Below are 21,950 nucleotides of genomic sequence, written 5' to 3' on the forward strand. Positions count from 1 at the left end.
AGGGCGCGGTGACTCTCGACGGGCGCCCGGAGCAGCAGGCCGGTCACGGTAGGTCGATCGCCGCGTAGGTGAGGTCGAGGTACTCGAGGATGCCCTCGTGCGACCCCTCCTTGCCGACGCCGGACTGCTTGACGCCGCCGAACGGAGCTGCCGGGTCCGATATCAGACCACGGTTGATGCCGATCATTCCCGTATCCAGCCCCTCGGTGAACCGGAGTGCCCGCTGGAGGTCTCGGGTGAAGATGTATCCGACCAGGCCGTGCTCGGTGTCGTTAGCCTTCGCCATCACCTCGTCGTCGGACGTGAACGAGACGATCGGCGCGACCGGGCCGAAGATCTCCGCCCTGAGCATCCGCGCGTCGTCGGGCACGTCGACGAGGACCGTAGGCGGGTAGAAGTGGCCCGGCCCATCCGGACGCTCGCCGCCCACCAGGACCCGGGCGCCGCGATCGACCGCGTCGGCGACGAGTTCGTCGATCTTGGTGACCGAGGTTTCGTCGATCAACGCCCCGACGTCCACGCCGTCGTCGAGACCATGGCCCACCGAGAGCGCGCCCATCCGCTCGGCGAAGCGTGCCGTGAACTCCTCGCGTACCGGCTCCTCGACGTAGATCCGGTTGGCCGCGATGCAGGACTCCCCGATGTTGCGCATCTTGGCCACCATGGCACCGTCGAGCGCGACGTCCAGGTCCGCGTCGGCACACACGATCAAGGCCGCGTTGCCGCCCAGTTCCATGGAGGTGCGCAGCACGTTGTCCGCAGCCTGTCGGAGCAGCACGCGCCCGACCTCGGTCGACCCGGTGAACGACAGCTTGCGGGTCCGACTGTCGGCGAGCAGTGCGGAGACCACCTTGCCGGCACGCTTGGTGGTCACCACGTTGACGACGCCCGGGGGAACGCCGACCTCCTCCATGATGCGGGCCAGGAACAGCATGGTGAGTGGCGTCTGGGCTGCCGGCTTGGTGATCGTCGTGCAGCCCGCGGCCAGCGCAGGAGCGATCTTGCGGGCACCCATGGCCAACGGGAAGTTCCAGGGCGTCACGAAGACGCATGGTCCGACCGGCTTCGGCACGGTGAGGATGCGATATCCACCTGCGGGAGCGGTGCTGTAGCGCCCCTCGACGCGCACCGCCTCCTCGGCGAACCAGCGGAAGAACTCGGCGCCGTAGGCCACCTCTGCCCGAGCCTCGGCGAGCGGCTTGCCCATCTCGAGCGTTATCAGCCGGGCGATCTCCTCGGATCGCTCGGTCAGTGCCCGGTACGTCGCGGTCAACAGCTCTGACCGTTTCCGCGGCGGGGTCGCCGCCCACTGCGCCATTGCCTTGCTCGCCACGTCCAGAGCGGCGAGCCCGTCGACGACGTCGGCGTCCGCCACCTCGGCGATGGTCTTGCCGGTGGCCGGGTCCTCGACGGCGAAGGTGGCTCCGCTTGCGGCGTCGCGCCAGGCGTCGCCGATCCGGAGCCGTCGGTGCTCGGGGGCCAGGACGTTCATCGGGTCACTCATTGCGTCGCCTCCCGTGGTCTTCTTGGTGTTGTCTGGCATGCCTCAGCGATCGGGCAGGGCGTGTGGACGGACGGGTCATCCGCCCTCGTCGGGGGCGAGGTTGCCGAGCGGGTCGAAGGTGGCAGTGGCCCGGTCTGCCGGACGACGCCCCGGGCCACCGATCGCCTTCTCGGGCCACGGCCGTCTCCACGTCGTCGGGCCGCTCCCGGTGGTGAGGGTCCGCGACGGTTCGATTGCCGCGTGCGGGTGCCGTCGTCGCCCGGCGCGGTTACCGCCCAGCCTCGGACAGCGACAGCCCGGTGCCCGCATCGAACAGGTGCGCGCGGTCCAGGTCGACCGTGACAAGCAGCCGCTCGCCCGGCGTTCCGGTGACGGTGGGTCGTGCCTTGACCTTGAGGATCTCCGTCCCCACTCGGACGTCGACCACCGTTCGGTCGCCGAGCGGCTCAAGCCCGTAGAGTTCCCCCGACAGCGACGCGTTCCCACGCTGCTCGACGGACAGGTCCTCCGCGCGCAGACCCAGCAGCAGCGCACGACCGTCCTCAGCCGTGGTCCAGCGGGGCCGCGGCAGCGTCCAGCCTTGCGCACCGACCAGACGATCTCCCTCGGCGTGGCAGGCGAGCAGGCTGATCGGCGGGCTCCCGACGAATCCTGCGACCCACTGGTTGGCTGGACGCTCGTACACCTCGGTCGGCGTTCCGACCTGTTGCACCTTCCCCTCCTTGAGGACCGCGACCTGGTCGGCCATGGACAGGGCCTCGACCTGGTCGTTTGTCACGTAGACGAAGGTCGCGCCGAGGCCGCGGTGGATGCGGGTGAGTTCGGTGCGCATCTCGACGCGGAGCTTGAGGTCGAGGTTTGTCAGCGGCTCGTCCATGAGAAACGCGCGCGGCCGACGGATCAGCGCCCGGGCCAGCGCGACACGCTGCATCTCACCGCCCGACAACTGCGCGGGACGACGCTGCAGCAGACGTTCGATGTGCAACAGGCGCGACATCCGCTCGACGGCAGCGGCGATCTCGGTCGACGAACAGCGGCGTGCCCGCAGCGGCGAAGCGATGTTCTCGTACGCCGTGTGTCGCGGGTAGAGGGCGTAGCTCTGGAAGACCATGGCCAGGTCGCGCGCGGCCGGGGCGTCACCGGTCGCGTCCCTCCCGTCCAGATGCACCGACCCGCCGTCAAGCTTCTCAAGTCCGGCGATCGCTCGTAGGGTCGTCGTCTTGCCTGCCCCGGAGGGCCCGAGCACGACGAAGAACGAGCCGTCCGGCACGTCCAGCGTCACCCCGTCCAGGGCCTGGACCTTGCCGAAGGACTTGCACAGCCCGTGCACTGCCACGGTTCCCATCAGGCCACCAGTTCTTCCGTGCTCACGTCGTAGACCGCCGGGGTCCCGCCGGCGTGCCGTAGCCCGACCGGTGCGTCAGCGGCGAACCGGACAGTCGGTGGCATCCGGACCCGTACGTCGCGCTGGTCGCCGTGGTCAACCACGTAGATGATTTCGTCGCCCAGCCACTCCACCGAGACCACGCGGGCCGGGACCGAACGGTCTGCCTCCGGTTCGGTGACTTCCAGCGCCTCCGGCCGGACGCCTGCGACCAGGCGACGGTCGCGCGGCAGGCCTGGCGGTGGCGTGAGGGCCAGTCCGCCCTGACCGCGCAGCTTCCCGTCGGTCACCTCCACCTCGATCAGGTTCATCGGCGGGGAGCCGATGAATGCGGCGCAGAAGAGGCTCGCCGGACGGTCGTAGACCTCCAGCGGCGTGCCGATCTGCTCGACGCGGCCCTTGTTGAGGATGGCGATTCGGTGACCGAGCGACATCGCCTCGACCTGGTCGTGGGTGACGTAGACCATCGTCGTGCCCAGTTCCCCCTGCAGGTGCTTGATTTCCGTGCGCATGTCGGCCCTCAGCTCTGCGTCCAGATTGGTGAGAGGTTCGTCCATGAGGAATGCGCGCGGTCGTCGCACCAGGGCGCGAGCAAGCGCGACACGTTGCTGCTCCCCGCCGGACAGCTGGCGCGGTCGCCGGTCCAGCAGCGGTCCAAGCCGCATCAGCCGGGCGGCCTCGTCGACCCGCTCGCGCACCTCCGGCTTGGGCAGGCCCTCGGCCCGCAGTGGGAACGCCAGGTTGTCGCGGGTCCTCAGATGCGGGTAGAGAGCGTAGAACTGGAACACCATGGCGATGTCGCGTTCGGCGGGCGGCAGGTCGTTGACCAGCGTGTCGCCGATGCGGATGTCGCCAGTCGTCTGCCGCTCCAGGCCGGCTATGGCCCGCAGCGTGGTCGTCTTGCCGCAACCCGAAGGGCCGAGCATCACGAACAGCTCGCCGTCGCCGATGGACAGGTCCACGTGGTCAACTGCGACCGTCCCGTCCGGGTAGCGCTTGTGCAGGGCGGTCACCTCGATGCCTGCCATCAGCGTCGCACCGCCCCGAGCGTCACACCGGCGACGAGGTGCTTGCGCACCAGGTAGGCGAAGATGAGCACCGGTAGGGCGAACACCACGGAGGCGGCGGCCACGAGACCCCAGTCCGTGGTGGTGCCACCGATGAGGCCGGCGATGGCGGGTGGGGCGGTCCGCACGCTGTCGCTGGAGGTGAGGAAGATTGCGAACACGAACTCGTTCCACGAGAAGATGAGAGCGAAGACCGCCGTCGCGGCGATGCCGGGCACGAGCAGGGGAAGGGTGAATCGCCGGAACGCCTGCAACCGGGTGTAGCCGTCGAGCATGGCGGCGTCCTCGTACTCCGCGGGCACCTCGTCGACGAACCCCTTCATCATCCAGATCGTGAACGGGACGTTGAACGCGGTGTAGATGAGGATCAGGCCGAGCTTGCTGTCGATGAGTCCGACCTGGCGGTACATGAGGAAGATCGGGATCACGACCACCACGGGCGGCATGAAGCGGGTGGACAGGATGAAGAACAGTTGGTCCTTCTTGGCCTTCACCGCGAAGCGTGAGTAGGCCCAGGCCGCCGGGACTCCCAGCACGGTGGCCAGCAGCGTAGAGGCCCCGGCGACCACGGCGGAGTTGAGGAACGCGACGGACAGGTCCGAGCGACCGCCGCCGGGGGCGACGAACACGTCCTTGAAGTGGTCCATGGTGACCGTGAAGCCGAAGAACTCGGCCGGGATGGCGTAGACGTCGCGGTTCTCCTTGATGGACGTCTCGATCATCCACAGCACCGGGAAGAGCATCACGACGGCCAGCACGGTCAGCAGCGCGACCTCCAGCACGGAGCGGCCCCGGCCGCCGAGGCGGCGCGCGGGGGGTGTGCGATGCCGGGCAGGACCTGTGGACACGGCCTCGTCGACAGAGACGGCCATCAGCCCTCCTTGAGCTTGTTCAGATAGCGCAGGTAGAGCTGCGTGAGGACGATGACGACGAGGACCATGAGGATCCCGTACGCCGAGGCGGTTCCGGTGTTGAAGCCCAGGAACGCGACCTTGTAGACGTGGAACGACAACGTCTCGGTGGAGACACCCGGGCCTCCGTTGGTGAGGATGTAGACGAGGTCGAACAGCCGGAAGGCCTCGATGGCCCTGAACAGCACGGCAATGAGGAGCAGCGGCCACACCAGCGGAAGAGTGATGGTGCGGAACCGGAACCACTCGGACGCCCGGTCGATCGAGGCGGCCTCGTACAGGTACTTGGGAACCGCGGTGAGGCCGGCAAGTGCGATGAGCATGATGAACGGCGTCCACTGCCAGGTGTCGACCACGATCAGGGAAATCAATGCCGTTCGCTGCCGGGTGAGCCACTCCACCGGCCCCAGGCCGAGCGAGCCGAGTATGCTGTTGATCACGCCGAACTGCGCGTCGAGCATGAATCGCCAGAACAGCCCGACCACGACCGGCGACAGCATCATCGGAACCAGGAACAGAGTGGTCAGCAGTCCTCGCCCGTGCGTGCGCCGTGAGATCAGGTAGGCGATGGCGAAACCGAGCACGGTCTGCAGGGTGACCGCGCCGACCACGTAGATCAACGTCGTCAGGGCCCTCTGGTGGACCTGCGCCGAGGTCAGGATGGCGGTGTAGTTCCCGAACCCGACGAATCGGGCGGGCCCTCCGCGGGTGGCCGAGTAGTCGGTGAAGGACAGGTACAACGCCCACAGCAACGGGAACACCGACATGGCGAGCAACAGCAGCAGCGCGGGGGAGACGAAGGCCACGGCGAGCCCGCGGTCGCTCAGCCGGCGGGACCGACCCGGTGCAGGTGGCGTCGCAGACGCCACCTGCCCGGGGTGGTCGGTCGTCAGAGGTACGGGGTCACTCACAGTCCGTCGCCGCCCCTGCGGCTGCTGGAGTCGAGCACGTCCTGCTGCTCCTTGGCGATGTCGTCGAGCGCATCCTTCGGGTTCTTCGCGCCGTTGAGAGCCGCGTTCACGTTGGTGTTCTCGATGTCGACGAGGCGGGCGTACTCGGGCACGTTCCACATGTCCCGCATCCGCGGAACCGAGTCGGTGTACACCTGGTTGAACGGCCCGGCATTGAGGAACTCGGGCGATTCCAGGGCGTCCGTACGCGATGGCACGCCACCAGCCGCGGCCCACTTCTTCTGGATGTCAGCCCGCTGGAACCACTTCATGAAGTTCAGGGCCTCAACCTGGTTCGCCTCGGGGGAGTAGGCCGACACGTGCATCCCCATGCCGCCGAGCGGGACCAGGTTGGTCTTCTGGCTCGGAAGGGTGGCAAAGCCCAGCTTGTCGAGAATCTGCTCCCGCGTGGAGCCGAGCGTCGACTGCTCCGGATCGAGCAGGCCGCCGCTGGCGGCGATCCAGTTGAACGCGATGCATGCCTTGCCCTGGGCGACCGCCGCGTTCACCTCGTCGATGAACCAGTTGCCGGAGCCCTTGGCGGTCAGCGGCTTCATCTTGTTGACCAGGACGTCCATCGCCTCCTGGCCGGCGGCGTCGTTGAGGACGCCCTCGATCTTGCGCGCCTTGGAGTCCCAGAGGTTGCCGCCGTAGACGCCGTTGACCGTGTTGTAGGTTACGGCCGCGGCGTCGGAGCCGTTGGCCTGGTGGAAAGCCAGCCCGCTGACGCCGGGGTGCTCCGTCTGGCACCTCTCGGCGACTGAGATCATCTCATCCCAGGTCTGCGGTGGCTTGTCGCCGATCAGGTCCTTGCGGTAGATCATCGTCCAGGTGTCGCCGAGCAGCGGCAGTCCGTACAGGCTGGCGTTTTCGTCGCGCTTGCCGGTCTCCGCCTGGGGGAACTGGCCGTAGGCCGCCAGGAGGTACGGGTCGTAGGCCTCGACGTCGATGTTGTTCTTGACGAAGTCGGTGATGTCGAGGATGTTGCCGTTCGTCACGGCCTCACCGATGTGTTGCGAGTCCAGGATCGCGATGTCGAAGTCGGTCTTGCGCGCGGCGAACTGGGTGAACATCGCGTCGTGCCAGTTCGCGTTCGGCACGGTGTTCACCTTGATCGTCGCGTTCGGCCGCTCCTTCTTGTACTCCGCGTTCGCGAATGCCTCCAGTGCCTGGGCGGGGGGCCAGTCGAACCAGATGAAGCTGAGGGTCAGCGGGTCCTTGGTGAGCTCCGGGATGGTCGCCGGCGCCTTGGGTGCGCTCGCCTCCGCGCCGTCGTCCTGGCCATCGCCGCAAGCCGTCACGGTCGTGGCCACCAGCAGCATGGCCGCCGTCGCCAGCTGCACCTTTCGACTGGGAACGGACATTCGTCCTGTTCGCTGTTGATGCCGCATCTTCTTTGCCTGCTTTCTGGGTGGTGGCTTCTAGAACCTCGCCATGTGCTTCGCCGAGCAGTTGCTGGGTTGTTCAGGCGTGCTGCCGGGCTGTCGCGGGGGCCGACCCGCGGGCCGGCGACACGAGTACGCCGCGAGGTACTGGATCTTCATGTCGTCGAGAAAGTCCTTCGGTCCGTCTGGGGCCCGGTGACGAACCGAGCAGGACGTCGAGCACGCTCATGGGAACTCCAGGTGATCGAAGGTAGAGCGATCGCGGGTGGCTCCGCGACGGTGCAGGATGGCGGTCGTACGCCACTTTTCCTATACGATCTGGCTGGGGCGTCAGCATGTCGCAGAGTTGTGACTGATGTCAACAGGTTCCGGAAGACGCAAAGAAGGGCCTCACGTCACGATGGACGACGAAGGAATGATCGCGCGGGGCCGTCGGGCCGTGACGGGCGGAACGTCGCCGGGAAGATCTGGCGGTCGGCTCGCCGACGAGGTGTACGACACGCTGCTCGGACAGTTGATGTCGCTCCGGATCGAGCCTGGCTCCCGCGTCACGATCGACGTCCTGGCGCGAGAGCTGGGGGTCTCGCAGACGCCGATCCGAGACGCCCTGAACCGCATGGAGGCGGAGGGCCTGGTCGTCCGGGTGCCCCATGCTGGCTACCGCATTCCACCCCAGATCACCCGTCGCCGATTCGAGGACATGCTCGAGATCCGCCTGCTCCTCGAGCCGGCGGCGGCGCGCAGATCTGCCGAACGTGCATCCCTGGAGCAGGTGGCCGGTCTGCGAGCAATGCTGGAGGAGATGGCGGAGTTGGAGGGGGGCAACGGGCCTACGGCCTATGGCGCCTTCGGTCTACGCGACGCCGCTTTTCACGACCTCGTCGCCCTGAGCGCGGAGAACCAGGTCATCCGTGAGGCGCTCGCTCGCCTGCACAGCCACGTGCACCTCTTCCGTCTGCACCACGACACCCAGGTCACTCACCTGGCCATGGCCGAGCACGAGGAGATTGTGGCCGCGATCGCCGCGCGTGACCCCGACGCCGCCGCCTATGCGATGCGTCGGCACATCTTGCGGTCCGGCGAGCGTTTCCGACGATTGTTCGACGAGGTCAAGGACGCGGACGCAGTGGCGGTGGAGGCTTGACGGGCGGGCTGGGCCGGGGAATGCTAACTCAATCGGATCGGATTGGATCTACCCCACCACCCCCAGATGCGAGGAGAAGCAGGTGCCCAGAGCGCTGCTCCTGACCGGCGACGCCGCCGAGGAACTCGACACCATGTATCCCTACTATCGCGTGCAGGAGGGCGGCTGGGACGTCGACGTCTCGTCACGGACGAGGCGTGACGTGCAACTGGTCATCCACGAGTTCGACCCCAACTCCGACGCCTACGTGGAGAAGAACGGCCGGAAGCTGCCGGTCGACGTGCCCTGGGCCGAGGTCGACGTCGAGCGCTACGACGCCCTCATCATCCCCGGGGGACGTGCCCCCGAGTGGATCCGGGTCGACGCCGACGTCCGGCGCATCACCGAGCACTTCTTCGCGCGTAACCTTCCCATCGCCCTGGTGTGCCACGGCGCGCAGGTACCAGCGGTGTACGGGCTACTGAAGGGTCGAAAGACGGCGTGTTTCCCACCCATCACCGGTGACATGGAGAACGCCGGCGCGACGGTCATCGACGCTCCCGACGTCGTGGACGGCAACCTCGTCTCCTGCCGGGGGTGGCCCGACATGCCGCAATTCGGCAGGGCGATGATGGAGCTCTTCTCGAAGTCCGTCAGCCCCGCATCGGCATGAGCGCACCTGGCCGGCTCCGGTGACGACACTTCGGACCGTCACAGTCGACGGTTCTCCCGTCCACGTCCTGGAGAGCGGCACCGGGCCCGCAGTGCTGATGCTGCACGGCTCCGGACCCGGCACGACCGGGTCCGGAGCCTGGGCAACGACGGCACAGGAGCTGGGCACGTCCTGCCATCTGGTGGCTCCTGACCTGGCGGGGTTCGGCCGTACACCTGTCCCGGCGGGCTCCGCCGGTGGGCTCCGGTTGTGGACGGAGCAGGCCGCGGGCCTGATGGATGCTCTCGGTATCGACTGCTACGCCGTGGTGGGTCACTCCATGGGCGGTGCCGTGGCGCTGGCGTTGGCGGCCGCGCGACCCCAGCAGGTCACCCGTGTCGTGGCGGTCTCGACGACGGGCGCCCCCGGGGCGCCGCTCTCCGCCGAGCTCGACGCGGTCTGGGCCGCCCCCGCCGGCCCCCTCGGGGCACGAGACATGCTGAGTCGCCTCGTCCACGACCAAGCGCTCGTGACCGACTCTGCCGTCGATGCGCGTGCAGCGGCGATGCGAGCGGGGGCGACCGCATACGCGTCGTTGTTCCCTCCGCCAAGGGCACGATGGGCCGACGAGCTCGCCCTCTCGGCGCAGACGCTGGCAGCGATCCGCGCGCCCGTGCTGCTCGTGCACGGCGCGGAGGACCGGGTCACCCCGCTCGAGACGGCAGCCCAGCCCCTACTCGAGCACCTGGCCGATGTCCGTCTGCACGTGTTCGGCCGATGCGGGCACGTGCCGCCGATCGAGCACCCGCACGAGTTCAGGCAACTGCTGTCGTGCTTTCTCCGCCGGGACCGCTGTCGCTAACTTGCCGCGGTGTCGACGCCGCTGATGGCGTGGATCCTGTTCGCGGGGCACTCCGCTGGGAGCGATACCAACGAGGCGACAATCTGGACCGTCCGATCGCTACACTCCATGACAAAGTCCGGGACTGCCCACCGATCCCGGTACGGTGATCAGAAATCGGATGGAGATGCCGTTGACCCGCGACGAGGCCGCACCCCCCGGAATCGACCTCACCGTTCCCAGCGTGGCCCGGGTCTACGACTACTTCCTGGGCGGTAAGGACAACTTCGAGGTCGATCGGAAGGTCGCCGAGCACGCCCTGCGGATCACTCCGGACGGGCCGGCCGCCGGGCAGGCGAACCGGGCCTTCCTGCGCCGGGTGATCCGTTTCCTCGTGACCGAGGCCGGCATCGATCAGTTCCTCGACATCGGGTCAGGATTGCCCACACAGGGCAACGTGCACGAGGTCGCCTCCGAGCACAACCCGGGCGCCCGGGTGGTGTATGTGGACAATGACCCGATAGTCCTGACGCACGGGCGGGCCCTGCTCTCCGCGGAGGGCACGGCGACGGTGATCCAGGCCGATATCCGGCGACCGCAGGAGATTCTCGATGATCCGGACGTCCGCCGGTTCCTCGACTTCGACCGGCCGATCGGGTTGTTGCTCTTCGCGATCCTGCACCACCTCGGCGACGACGAGGACCCGCGAGCGGTGTCGGCAGAGTTGATCGACGCGTTGCCGTCGGGTAGTTACGTGGCGATCTCGCATTTCCGTGATCCGGGTGATCGGGACCCGGAAGGCTCGCGTAAGGCCCGTGAGGTCGAGCGGGTCTTCAACGAGTCGCTGGGCACCGGCCGCTGGCGTACCGACGAGGAGATCCTCTCCTTCGTCGATGGACTGACGCTGCTGGAGCCGGGGCTGGCGCCGCTGGCCGAGTGGCGTCCGGATCCGGGCACGCCCGCGCCGCAGCAGACCGACACCTACCACACCTTCGTCGGACTACTTGCCCGCAAACCGTAGACCCGTTGCGACGTAGCCGCCGATCAGCATCGTCGCCAACAACGCCGGATGGTCTGTCGTCCCGCGCCTATCCAGCCGACCCGCGGCAGCAGATCGTGACGCCGCTCGTCGCCACGATCTGCTGCCGGGCGGTACCTCGAACTTTACGAGGGATGAGATCGGCTGTTCCACCGATGAGGATGCGGGACGTCATCCGAGCGCGCCGGCCGTGTCGTGGCAGCCACTGATCCGCGATGCGCTGTCCGGATCAGGCACCGGCGGGCAGGCGAGTGTGCCGCGGGATGCTGCCGAACTTGCCGGTGTGGAAGTCCCGGTACGCCTGCTCGATCTCGGCGCGAGTGTTCATCACGAAAGGGCCACTGGCGTACACGGATTCGCCGATCGGCCGCCCGGCGAACAACATGACCTTGGTCTGCTCGTCACCGTCAGCGGTGGCCAGCGCCAGCGTGGTCGCCGCAGCCGGCCGGGACACCGGGTCCGACCAGGCGACCTGCCCCGCCCGCACGCCGCGCCCACCGATCGTCAGCCGGCCGGAGAGCACGTACGCGAAGGCGCGTTCATCCCCGGCGAGGAGTTGCCGATAATCGGTCCTCGGGTCGAGCGTGATCATCATGCCGAGGATCGGCCAGTGGTTGAGCGCCGGCCCTTGCGCCGCCCCGGTCTCACCCGAGATCAATTGGACCAGCACGCCGGGCTCGGCGTGCACGGCGTGCATGCCGGCCCGCAGGTCCTGGTATCGGGTGGGAACCAGCTTCTGATCCGCTGGCAGGTTGACCCACAGCTGGAGGATATGGGCGTTTTCCGAGCGGGCCGCGGCCTCGCGGTGAATGATGCCCCGCCCCGCGGTCATCCACTGCACGTCCCCCGGCCCGAGCACACCGGCGCCGCCCATGCTGTCGCCGTGCTCCAGAGCCCCGTCCAGAATCATGGTCACGGTTTCCAACCCACGGTGCGGGTGCCAGTCAAACCCCGGCTGGTTGACCAGTTCCTCCCCCATCAGCAGGAATGGGTCGGTCCAGGCGTTGTTGCCCGGTGCGATGATCATCGAACTTCGATCGGACATCGCGGTCGGACCGAGATCGACCTGGTCGACGACCCGGTCCACCTTGCGGGTCACCGGCGCGGCTTGTGTGGTCATGATGCCCTCCCTCTCTGTCGGTCAGGGAAAGCGTCCGCCTGCCGATCCGAGTGGGCAAATAGCGGGCGAGTTACTTATCTTGGAGAAGTGAACAAGCCTTCCCGCGCTCCGGTCAACGAGGAAGCCTGCCTCCGCATCCTGCGTGCGATCGACATCATCGGGGTCCGCTGGACAGGCCCGATCCTGCTCGCCGCGGCCCGCGGTGCCCGCCGCTTCAAGGAATATCGCGCCATGGTCGAGGGCATCTCCGACCCGCAGCTCACACTGCGACTCAAGCAGCTACAGGCCCGCGGGCTCATCGACCGCAACGTGGTCCCCACCACGCCGGTGCAGATCACGTACACCCTCACCCCCGACGCCGAAGAGCTGATCGCCGCACTCCAACCGTTGTCGCGTTGGAGCGAGCAGCATCTCCCGCCCGACGACGCATGACGTGGATCGGCTCGCGGTGAAGCGGCCGCCACCGGGCCGGCCGCCGTGAGATTGCGGCGCCACCACGCGCGGACGAGTGGTCGCCACTGCCATGGACTCACGGACACTCTGAACGCGGTGCGGACCGGCCAAATGGGCACGTTGGCCACGGCCGGCGCCACAGCGAACCCGAAATAGATGTGAGGAACATCTGGCAGCCTCGCGTGAACCGTCGCGAATACCGGCTTGAGCTGCGAAGAGTGGCTGGGGAGTCGGGTGGCCAGCGCTCGATCGATCAGCAGGCCATGGTTACCCTGCCGCAATGCGCCATCGACCACATAGTCTCCTTGCTGGGCGATACCGCCTGGTCGGCACCATCGGTGAAGGCGGTATGGGCCGGGGTCTGGCATGCACGGGACGAGTTGCTGGGCCGAGACGTCGCAGTCAAGGGGGTCACCCCGGAAGGGTTGACCCGCACCGAGCTGGGCGACCTGCGCGAGCGGGCTATCCGCGAGGCACGGGCGATCGCCCAGATCGACCACCCCTCGGTGGTGCGCATCTTCGACGTGGTCGACGACGGCGACACTCCGTGGATCGTGATGGAGCTCATCCCGTCGCGGTCCTTGTGGGAGGCGATCGACCAGGACGGCCCGATGACACCGGAGGAGTCGGCTCGGATCGGCCTGGCGGTCTTGGCCAGCCTGCGCGCGGCGCACCGCGTGGGCATCCTGCACCGGGAGGTCAAGCCGGCCAACGTGCTGCTGACCTCGGCCGGCCGGGTGGTACTGACCGATTTCGGGCTGGCGACACTGGCCGGCGACTCGTCGATGACCCGCACCGGCGTCGTGCTCGGCTCGCCGTCATACCTGGCGCCCGAGCGAGCCCTGACGAGCCTGCCGATGCGAAGGCCGACCTGTGGTCGCTCGGCGCGACGTTGTTCGCCACGGTCGAGGGCCGTCCGCCATATGACAGGTCCACCCCGATGGCGACCCTGTCCGCGCTGATGACGGCGCCGTCCCCGGTGTCCGAACGGGCGGGTGTCCTTCAGCCTGTGCTCGCCGCCCTGCTACGCAAGAATCCGGACGAACGCGCCGACGCGCACGAAACCGAGCGTCTGCTGCGCGCAACCACCGGTTCCGGAGGAGCCCTTCCTGGGCTTCTTCCGTGGTGACGTGCACAGCGAACTGGCCGAATATCGTGAGCGACGGCCGGTGACGCCGCTGCGTCTGCCCGACGGGCGGGACCGGTTGGCTGCTGACTCGCCACGACGATGTGCGCAGGGCCCAGCGGTCACGAACTTCGTGCCAGAGCCACTTCGTCCTGACCCTTGGCAGGTGGAGGCATCCTCCGGGCGTGGCCGTCGTGCCGTGGCCGAGGAACACCCGCCCGCCCCAGAAATACGCGCCCAGGAGTGAACCTCTCAGGCCACGGCGAGCGTTGAGGTTCCGGCGATCCACTCTGTGGTTCACACGGGTTGATGCCGACGCGACCATGGAGACGAGTATGACGGACGAAGCCGATCGCACGATGCCGGACGAGACGGCTGAGATACCGGCGAGTCCTGCCGTCCCGATGAAGGCCCAGAAGGCGACGCTACGACCGGCGGGTGTCCGGCGGGCCACGGCGCTGCCGGTGGCCCCGGCCGTGGCAGGGAGCCCGGCGGCGGCCCAGGCGCACCATCGGGTGAAGCGTCCATTGCCCGGGACGGCCGGGCAGGCGGACGGGAGAGGCGCCGGGGAGTCCGCGATCACTGACGCAGCTGGGAGCACCCAGGGCACTGCCACCCGTGCGGCGTCGTCCGCTGCCAGCAGTGTCCCTGTGGAAACCGGCGACGACCGGTCGGGCGAGGACCGCGCCGCCGTCAGGGGTGCCAATCCCGGAACGGGCCGGCTGCGAGCCCGTGTCGCGGTGCTGCTGCGTGATCGACGCGTCGTGTCGGCCGCCGTCGCCGCGACAGCCCTGCTGCTCGCCGGAATACCACTCCTGGCGATCAACCGTCCGCCGTCGGGTGAGCACCGGGCTCAGGCCGTGCCCGCCGGGATCCCGGTCGGTGACATTCCGGCCATTCCCCACTATCCCCCGGTACCCGGTTCTCCGTCACCGTCGGCGGACGTCAGCGTGTTCGGCACTCCGGTGGTCTCGCCGAGGGCGGGCGAGCCGGTGGGCGACACCACCAGCCACGCAGCCCGAGACGTCGTGGCCGCGAACGGTGGCACGAACGGTGCTTCGCAGGGCAACGGTTCCAGCGTGGGCGGCACGGCGACGGCGCAAGACACCGACGCCGTGCCCTCCAGATCCACTCCGGCTTCCGCCCCCACCAGGACCACGGCGTCCATTCCCGTCAAGACCACGGCCGCCGCACCAACTGCCGCCAGCGGACCGGACTACGACGCGATCACCGGACTGGGCTGCATTCGCGACGGCACCCAGGGCTACTACACCCAGGGTCAGAGCCTGTCCGGGTGGCGCACCGCCAGTACGGGTGGCTTCGGCGGCTACGGCTGCAGCGGTCGGTACGAGTCGATGCCGCTGATCGGCACGAACAGTCACACCGACAACCGCTACATGGTGTGGTGGTTCGACACGAACAAGGTCAGCGCGGCTCGCTGCGACCTGTGGATCTTCGTCCCGAAGGCCGCAGACAGCGCGGACACCGCGAGTACGGCGTACTTCGCGGTGATCCCGAGCAAGAACTCCACCAAGACCCTGGGCACGTTCACGGTGAACGAACCCGCGACGCGCAACTCGTGGGCGTACGGCGGGAAGTGGACGATGAACGGTGGCAAGCTCGCGGTGAAACTGCTGGACCGAGGCGCGGGTCGCGCCTCGGCAGCGGCGGCGCTGGCGAAATGCTACCGATGACCGTCGATGCCGTGCCAGACCACCCGGGTCTGCTCGCGCTGGCCGGCGGGTAGCCGGGCGAGCAGGTGGGTGAGCACGTTGGCAGGTAGTTCCGCGGCGCCGGACGGACCCGGTTCGACGATCACGGACAGAACCCCGGCCTCCGCCGCCAGCGCGCGGACCGCGCCGGCACGAGTCGGCGGTACGTCGTCGGGCCGCAGCCAGAGCCCGGAAAGGACCACCTCGAGCGTCCATCCGTCAGTCAGTGGCCAGGCCGGTCCGTCCGTTGCGCGCCAGCCGGTCAGCGGGGGGCGAGCGGTCACGACGCGATGGTCGCCGCCGGCCGCGAGCGCCTCGGCCAAGTCCACGAAGCCTGCGGCGACGAGTTCCCCCTGGTGTGCCACGAACCACTGCTCGGTGCCGTCCTCGGCGAGCATCGGCAGGCCGCCGCCGTGGCGGACCGGTTCGTCGAGCATCGCCGCGACCTGGCTGGCCAGCGGGCCGGCCGGATGTCGTGAGTCGTAACCGACCAGCACACACAGCTCACGGGTCGGCCCGGGTAGGGCCCGGAGATGCTCGACGACCCGGCCTGCGGTGACGGGTTCGTCACTCGGGCCGCCGATCACCAGCAGACATCGGCCCGTGGCCGGGGCGAGGTCGAACGGCAGTTCCCCAGGGGCGTCCGGGCTGAACTCGCCCGACGTCAGCCACCAGCCAGCCGGGATGTCGACGGTTCCGGCACGCGCGTACGGTATGCCCGGCGGCTGCCAGGGCGGGGCCGGATGCCGTGGGCCGGTGTCCCGGACCGCACCGGCGACGGTGAAGGTACGCCAGCGGCCGGCGGGGGAGCCAGCCGCCGGACCGACGAGAAGTGACTGGTCCACGGCGACCCAGACCGGCCCGTCCGGCGCCACCACGGACCGGCGCACCAACCTGCCGAGCCGGCCGGCCACCGTCTCCGAGCCCTGCCCGGTGTTTGGCACCGCCAGCCGGACTCCGGTGTTCTGTGGCAGCCGGCGGAGGACCTTGCGGCGCACCTCGTGTGCCACCGCCATGAGTACGGCGTCGTCGGCGAGCGGCAGGCGCGGCGAGACAGCCACCGGCACGTAACCCGGCTCCGCCGGCAGCCGTTCGACAGCGGCAGCCAGTTCAGGCATCGCCGGGCCACCCGCGGGTTGCACGACCCAGCCGTTCCCCATCGCGGTGACGACGACTCCGCTCGCGGATTCACTCATTCCAGGCCCTCCGGACCGCACCAGCTGCCTGGACATCGGCGGCCATGTACGTTCCCGCCCGTTCCCGACAGGATCGAACCATACCGGCCGGCACCGGCACCGGGCCGGCGGACGAGCGTCGCGCTGAACCTGGCCACGGGCCAGCGTCGTTGTGGAGTCGGCGAACGGTCGGCCGGGAGACTGAGGGAGCGGCAGATGGACGCGCGACACGGGGTGGAACCCGGACGGCGAGGTGCCTGGTGGACCCGTGGCCTGCTGACCGTTCTCGCTCTCCTGGTCGGTCCGGTCGGAACCTTCCTGGCCGGTCCGGTCGGGACAGGAGTCCGGCCGGCATACGCCGCCGAACCGCAGGTGCCCGCCCTGCCCAGCACGGTCCGGGACCGGTGCCTCGGCGGTTCACCAGTGGTCGCCAGGACGGCGAGCTGGGGCTCGCAACGGCTCGGACCAGCGGCCGTCTGGCCATTGTCCCGGGGCGACGGGGTGCTCGTCGCTGTACTGGACAGCGGTGTCAGCGCGGCCGTGCCCGCGCTGGCCGGTGCCGTACTGCCTGGGACCGACGCGGTGTCCGGAGACGGCCCGGCGGATCGGGACTGCCGTGGACGTGGCACTCTGCTCGCCAGCCTGGTCGTCGCACGACCCCGTTCCGGCAGCGCCGTCACCGGTCTGGCGCCAGCGGCCCGGATCCTGCCGGTCCGGGTGGTCAGCGACGACGGCAAGGTGCCCGGCGGTGTGGTCGCGCAGGGGGTACGGGCCGCGGTCGACGCGGGAGCTTCGGTGCTCCTGGTGACGGCTGGACCGACCGCGGATACCGCCGACCTGCGCGACGCCATCGCTGTCGCCGCGGCCCGGGACGTCGTGGTGGTCGCCAGCGTGGGTACCGGATCCGGAAGCGAATCCGGACCGGTCTGGTATCCAGCTGCCTATCCCGGTGTGCTGGCCGTCGGCGGAGTGGACGCCGTCGGCGTTCCGGTGCAGCAGATCGCCGTTGGCCAGCGAGTGGACCTCGTCGCTCCTGGCACCGACGTCACCGGGTCCGCCCCTGCCGGCTCGGGGCACTACCGGGCGGGCGGGTCGGCACCGGCCGCCGCGCAGGTGGCCGGCGTGGTCGCCCTGGTCCGCGCCCGGTATCCGCACCTCACCGCACCGGAGGTCCGACGTAGACTGCTGGACACGGCCCGACGGCCGCCAGGAGTTCCCGGGCAGAGCGCCCTCATCGGAGCGGGGATGGTGGACGGGTACGCGGCCGTGGCGGCGCTGAGCACCGCTCCGCAGGCCGGCGCCGGGCCGAACGCGACCCTGCTTCGGCTGCCCACCGCTTCCGGACGCTCGGTACGTGCGCAGTGGGCAGCGGCGATAGGTGGAGGCGTGCTGTTGCTCACCTGCCTCGGCGCGGGCGGTGTGCTCACGGTGCGACATGGCCGCCGTCGGCGCTGGCGGTCCAGGTGACAACCAGGAGGAACACGGCGGCCCTGGAGTGTGGTCAAGCCGGCGACCCCGGCTCATGGTCCGGCCGGCGGGCAGAGTGCGGTGTGGACGAGCCGACTGCCACGCCGCGTGCAGAGCAGCGCCCGCCCTGGCGGCAGCAGCCGCGGCTTCACCCCGCCCAGCAGCGGTCCTTCGTTGGGTGGGCAGGACAGCGCGAGGTCCGGGGTGTTGGTCTCCTGGAGCCGCCGCATGATCGGGTCCATGGACATCCGCGTGGCACCCGCGGCACCCCGGGTGAGGACCAGGTGGAAGCCGATGTCGGCGCCCTGCGAGAGGAACGGCAGCAGCGGCAGTAGCGGGCCGTCGTGTCCGGAGAGCATCTCGTAGTCGTCGACCAGCACGATCAGCCTGGGCCCGGTCCACCAGTCTCGCAGCCGCAGCCGATCCGGGGCGATGTCCGCTCCGGGCACCCGTGGTTGCAGGCCGGCGATCGCGTCCGCGACGGTCGGGCGGGTCGAATCAGCCGAGAACGAGTATCCGATCCGGTACGCGTCCGGCACGTCCGAGAACAACTGTCGCCGGTAGTCCACGACCATGATCCGGGCTTCGGCCGGGCTGAACCGGCGGGTCACCGCCCGGATCAGCAGTCGCAGCAGGTTGGACTTGCCGCTCTCGGTGTCGCCCAGCACCGTCAGGTGCGGGGTGTCGTCGAACGAGATCCACACCGGTTGCAGGTCCTCCTCGCCCCAGCCGAGCGGTACGCGCAGATCCTCCGCTGGTTCGGGCAGCTCCTCGGCGGGCAGCACCAGCGGCAGCGTGCGAACGGCGGGTGCGTTGGCACCCGCCCAGCAGTCCGTGACCGTGTCGACCAGGCTGCCGAGCCCGGTCGTCACGGTCTCGGCGTCGCCGGAGCCGTCGATGCGGGGCAGGGCACCCAGGAAGTGCAGCCGGTCCGTGGTGAGGCCGCGACCGGCCACGACCGGCACCGTACCGGCCAGCCGCATGTCGATGGCGGAGTCGACGGGGTCGCCCAGCCGCAGCTCGAGCCGGGTGCCGATCTGATCCCGCATGCCGTGGTAGACCTCCGACCACCGCGCCGTGGTGAGCATCAGGTGCACCCCGTAGTTCAACCCCCGGGCCACCAGGTGCCGGACCGCCGCCTCGGCCGTCTCGAAGTCCTGCCGCAGCGTGAACCATCCGTCCACGACCAGGAACACGTCGCCGTACGGATCGTCGGTGACCCGGCCGTCCGCCCGCATCTGCCGGTAGCTGGTCATGCTGTCGACGCCCAGCTCGGCGAATCTGCGTTCCCGGGCACTGACCAGCGCGGTGATCTCGGCGACGGTACGGCCCACCCGTTCGGTGTCCAACCGGCCGCACACGCTGCCCACGTGGGGTAAATCGGTCAGCGCCGCGAGCGTGCCGCCGCCGAAGTCCAGACAGTAGAACTGCACCTCGCGTGGGCTGTGGGTCAGCGCGAGCGCACAGATCAGCGTACGCAACAGGGTGCTCTTGCCCGCCTGCGGTCCGCCGGCGACGCCGACGTGACCGCCGACGCCGGACACGTCGACGACCATCAGGTCGCGCAGTTGGGCCAGGGGTTTGTCCACGAAACCCACCGGTGCGGTCAGCCGCCCGGCACCCGGCCAGTCCACGGGATGGAGTCCGCGTACCGGGTCGGGCATCAGCGGCGGCAGTAGCTGGTCCAGCGAGGGCGGCTCGGCCAGCGGTGGCAGCCACACCTGGTGGGCGGGCGGACCCTGGTCGGCGAGCTGATCGACGATCACGTCCAGCACGGTCGGCGGTCGGGGGCGGCCGGGGGAGTCGTCATCGGTCGTTTCCGCCGGCCCGGTCCCCGGTTCGGCCGGGTCCGGCAGTCGGTATGGCACATGCCCGGCCAGGTACGGCACCACCTGCTGGCGGACCATCTCCTGGCGTACCCGTGCCGTCCGGGGCCGGTACCCGCCGGACACGTACGCGGCCTTGAACCGGACGAGCGTGGTGACGTCGGCCCGCAGGTATCCGTTGCCGGGCGACGGAGGCAGTTCGTACGCGTCAGGCACTCCGATGACCGACCGGGACTCCATCGCCGAGAACGTGCGCAGCCCGATCCGGTACGACAGGTGGGACTCCAACTGCCCGATCCGTCCGTCGTCCAGGCGTTGGCTGGCCAGCAGAAGGTGTACGCCGAGCGAACGTCCCAGCCGGCCGATCATCACGAACAACTCGATGAAGTCGCGGTGCGCCGCGAGCAGTTCGCTGAACTCGTCGACCACGACGAACAGGGTCGGCAGCGGGTCGAGTGCGGCACCGTGCGCGCGGGCGCGTTCGTAGTCGAGCACCGAGCTGTACCCGCCGGCCGAGCGGAGCAGTTCCTGCCGGCGGATCATTTCGCCGTGCAACGCGTCCTGCATCCGGGACACCAGGGCCACCTCGTCGGCCAGGTTCGTGATCACCGCCGAGGTGTGCGGCAGCCGGTCCAGACCCAGGAAGGTGGCGCCGCCCTTGAAGTCGACGAGGATCAGGTTGAGCGTCTCCGAGGAGTGCGTCAGGGCAAGAGCCAGCACCAGCGTACGCAGCAGTTCGCTCTTGCCCGACCCGGTGGCGCCGATGAGCATCCCGTGGGGTCCCATTCCTCCCAGCGCGGACTCCTTGAGGTCCAGGTCCACCGGCGTACCGTCGGGCCCGATGCCGATGGGCACCCGGAGCCGATCGGCCTGTCCCCGGTCGGCCCAGGCCCGGCCCAGGTCGAGCGTGACGAGATCGGTGATGCCGAGCAGACTGGCCAGGTCGAAGTCAGTGGCCAGCGACTCGGTGTTCGTCTCGGTGACCAGACCCAGCCGGTAGGGGGCGACCCGTCGGGCCAGGGCCGCCGCGCGGACGAGGCTGAGGTGGTCCGGGTCGGCCAGCGGTGAGCGGGTCTCGTGGCCCACCCGGTCCTGGCCGAGGACCACCAGACCGGCGGCGGTGGCCTCGACGCAGAGCGTGGCCGGGGCGGCCTTCACCGGCTCCGGGCCCAGGTCGACGAGTACGGCGTTGCGGTACCCGCCGGTCAGCCAGCGCGACCCGGCGGGTAACGGCGGCCCGTCGGCGACCAGCACGAGGTAAGGCTCGTCCCGCGAGATCGCGCTGTCCGGCTCGTAGCGTCCCCGGGCGGTGAAGTCCTCGCCCAGCAGCCGGTCCAGCTCCTCCGGGGAGTCGGCGATCAGGCGCGCGGCGCCCGCCGCGTCCTGGATGGTGGGGTGCTGGGTGTGTGGCAGCCATTTCACCCATTCCCAGCTGCCGCTGTTCACCCCGCCGGTGAGCACAGCCACCAGCGCCTCGTCCGGGGCGTGGAACGTGGCGAGCTGCGCCAGCAGGGCGCGGACCACCCCCCGGGCCAGTTCCAGGTCACCGGTGATGTGGATCCGGGAGAATCCCCGCAGGTACACCGCGACCGGCTGGTCGGCCAGAGTGGAGTACGCCCGAATGAATCGGCGTAGCGCCTTGGCGGACACCGGGTCCAGGTCATCGACCGGTTTGGTCTGCATCGGCCGGATCCTCACGGCCAGCCGCTGCTCGCCGGTGCCGATCCGTAGCTCGGCGAAGTCCGGGTGCCCCGCCCGGCGTTCCCAGCGGCGGGAGGTCATCGCGACCGTCCACAGCTCCTGCGGATGGGGGTGGCGCCACCCTGCGGCGTCACGCTGAGCGGTCACCGCTTCCCGAATACGCCGCCGGTTCTGCGCCAGGTAACGCAGGTAGTCGCGGCGCTCGGCGGCGAGTTTCCGCTTGCGGTCGCCGCCACCCGTGGTCAACTGCCCGACCGCCATCGAGCCGGTGGCCACCACCATCATCCCGGCCATCAGGTACGAGGTGGCCCCGTGCGCCCCGCCGGTGAACATCAGCACCATGACACCGGACATCAGCGCCATGGGCAGGTAGGTCAGGGCCACCCGCATGCCCTGGCCCTGCGCCTCCGGCAGGGCCGGCGGCTCCTGCAGGCTCAGGTCTCCGTTCGGCATGTCCGGGCCGTTGCGGCGCGCGGGACGGCGAAACAGCACGGTGCTCACGCGGGCTCCTCGG

At 69.4% G+C, this 21,950-nt stretch carries 18 protein-coding genes; 9 read left to right on the top strand and 9 right to left on the bottom strand.

Annotated elements, in window-relative coordinates; translation table 11 throughout:
* Positions 1–43: 43 nt before the first annotated feature.
* The 6 genes from KIF24_RS10310 to KIF24_RS10335 form a co-directional block, all read right to left on the bottom strand.
* Positions 44–1,504, bottom strand: coding sequence for an NAD-dependent succinate-semialdehyde dehydrogenase (locus KIF24_RS10310; protein ID WP_221083838.1), 1,461 nt, complete (start codon positions 1,502–1,504; stop codon positions 44–46).
* A gap of 268 nt (positions 1,505–1,772) precedes the next feature.
* The gene (locus KIF24_RS10315; RefSeq protein WP_221083839.1) at positions 1,773–2,849 is read right to left on the bottom strand and encodes an ABC transporter ATP-binding protein; all 1,077 of its coding nucleotides are present in this window, start codon (positions 2,847–2,849) and stop codon (positions 1,773–1,775) included.
* The gene (locus KIF24_RS10320; RefSeq protein ID WP_221083840.1) at positions 2,849–3,916 is read right to left on the bottom strand and encodes an ABC transporter ATP-binding protein; all 1,068 of its coding nucleotides are present in this window, start codon (positions 3,914–3,916) and stop codon (positions 2,849–2,851) included. The genes KIF24_RS10315 and KIF24_RS10320 overlap by 1 nt, the downstream gene beginning before the upstream one ends.
* Positions 3,916–4,827, bottom strand: a complete 912-nt coding sequence (locus KIF24_RS10325) for a carbohydrate ABC transporter permease (protein ID WP_221083841.1) — start codon at positions 4,825–4,827, stop codon at positions 3,916–3,918. Before KIF24_RS10325 ends, KIF24_RS10320 begins: the two co-directional genes overlap by 1 nt.
* On the bottom strand, positions 4,827–5,735 hold the full coding sequence (locus KIF24_RS10330; protein WP_331461069.1) for a carbohydrate ABC transporter permease: 909 nt from the start codon (positions 5,733–5,735) through the stop codon (positions 4,827–4,829). Before KIF24_RS10330 ends, KIF24_RS10325 begins: the two co-directional genes overlap by 1 nt.
* A gap of 38 nt (positions 5,736–5,773) precedes the next feature.
* Positions 5,774–7,159, bottom strand: coding sequence for a sugar ABC transporter substrate-binding protein (locus tag KIF24_RS10335; RefSeq protein ID WP_331461070.1), 1,386 nt, complete (start codon positions 7,157–7,159; stop codon positions 5,774–5,776).
* A 442-nt stretch (positions 7,160–7,601) separates the two neighbouring features.
* Here KIF24_RS10335 and KIF24_RS10340 point away from each other — a divergent pair, with 442 nt between their 5' ends.
* The 4 genes from KIF24_RS10340 to KIF24_RS10355 all read left to right on the top strand — a co-directional run bounded on the left by KIF24_RS10340 (position 7,602) and on the right by KIF24_RS10355 (position 10,838).
* Positions 7,602–8,345: a GntR family transcriptional regulator gene (locus KIF24_RS10340; RefSeq protein WP_230415452.1), complete on the top strand. Its 744-nt coding sequence runs from the start codon at positions 7,602–7,604 to the stop codon at positions 8,343–8,345.
* Between the two features lie 82 nt (positions 8,346–8,427).
* A complete protein-coding gene (locus tag KIF24_RS10345; protein ID WP_221083845.1) occupies positions 8,428–8,997 on the top strand; it encodes a DJ-1/PfpI family protein in 570 nt (189 codons plus the stop codon).
* Positions 8,998–9,094: 97 nt separating this feature from the next.
* Positions 9,095–9,838 (top strand): alpha/beta fold hydrolase, encoded by a 744-nt coding sequence (locus KIF24_RS10350; protein ID WP_230416227.1) that lies wholly within the window; start codon positions 9,095–9,097, stop codon positions 9,836–9,838.
* Between the two features lie 166 nt (positions 9,839–10,004).
* The gene (locus KIF24_RS10355; RefSeq protein ID WP_230416228.1) at positions 10,005–10,838 is read left to right on the top strand and encodes an SAM-dependent methyltransferase; all 834 of its coding nucleotides are present in this window, start codon (positions 10,005–10,007) and stop codon (positions 10,836–10,838) included.
* A gap of 247 nt (positions 10,839–11,085) precedes the next feature.
* On the opposite strand, the gene KIF24_RS10360 is transcribed toward KIF24_RS10355, so the two are convergent.
* Complete coding sequence (locus KIF24_RS10360) at positions 11,086–11,976, bottom strand: pirin family protein (RefSeq protein ID WP_221083848.1); 891 nt, start codon at positions 11,974–11,976, stop codon at positions 11,086–11,088.
* Between the two features lie 87 nt (positions 11,977–12,063).
* On the opposite strand from KIF24_RS10360, the gene KIF24_RS10365 reads away from it, so the two are divergent.
* The 4 genes from KIF24_RS10365 (at position 12,064) to KIF24_RS10375 (ending at position 15,249) form a co-directional block, all read left to right on the top strand.
* Positions 12,064–12,408, top strand: a complete 345-nt coding sequence (locus tag KIF24_RS10365) for a winged helix-turn-helix transcriptional regulator (RefSeq protein WP_221083849.1) — start codon at positions 12,064–12,066, stop codon at positions 12,406–12,408.
* A gap of 326 nt (positions 12,409–12,734) precedes the next feature.
* Entirely contained in the window at positions 12,735–13,391 is a 657-nt protein-coding gene (locus KIF24_RS10370) for a serine/threonine-protein kinase (protein ID WP_230415454.1), read from the top strand.
* On the top strand, positions 13,370–13,558 hold the full coding sequence (locus KIF24_RS32515) for a hypothetical protein (protein WP_230415456.1): 189 nt from the start codon (positions 13,370–13,372) through the stop codon (positions 13,556–13,558). The genes KIF24_RS10370 and KIF24_RS32515 overlap by 22 nt, the downstream gene beginning before the upstream one ends.
* Before the next feature lie 647 nt (positions 13,559–14,205).
* The gene (locus KIF24_RS10375) at positions 14,206–15,249 is read left to right on the top strand and encodes a hypothetical protein (protein ID WP_221083850.1); all 1,044 of its coding nucleotides are present in this window, start codon (positions 14,206–14,208) and stop codon (positions 15,247–15,249) included.
* Here the strand turns inward: KIF24_RS10375 and KIF24_RS10380 are convergent.
* The gene (locus tag KIF24_RS10380) at positions 15,240–16,463 is read right to left on the bottom strand and encodes a hypothetical protein (RefSeq protein ID WP_221083851.1); all 1,224 of its coding nucleotides are present in this window, start codon (positions 16,461–16,463) and stop codon (positions 15,240–15,242) included. The two genes, KIF24_RS10375 and KIF24_RS10380, sit on opposite strands and share 10 nt — an antisense overlap.
* Before the next feature lie 195 nt (positions 16,464–16,658).
* Here KIF24_RS10380 and KIF24_RS10385 point away from each other — a divergent pair, with 195 nt between their 5' ends.
* On the top strand, positions 16,659–17,909 hold the full coding sequence (locus KIF24_RS10385) for a S8 family serine peptidase (RefSeq protein WP_221083852.1): 1,251 nt from the start codon (positions 16,659–16,661) through the stop codon (positions 17,907–17,909).
* Between the two features lie 53 nt (positions 17,910–17,962).
* On the opposite strand, the gene eccCa is transcribed toward KIF24_RS10385, so the two are convergent.
* On the bottom strand, positions 17,963–21,889 hold the full coding sequence (gene eccCa / locus KIF24_RS10390; protein WP_221087281.1) for a type VII secretion protein EccCa: 3,927 nt from the start codon (positions 21,887–21,889) through the stop codon (positions 17,963–17,965).
* Positions 21,890–21,950: the final 61 nt, after the last annotated feature.

The organism is Micromonospora tarapacensis, from assembly GCF_019697375.1.
GTDB classification, from domain to species: Bacteria; Actinomycetota; Actinomycetes; order Mycobacteriales; family Micromonosporaceae; genus Micromonospora; species Micromonospora tarapacensis.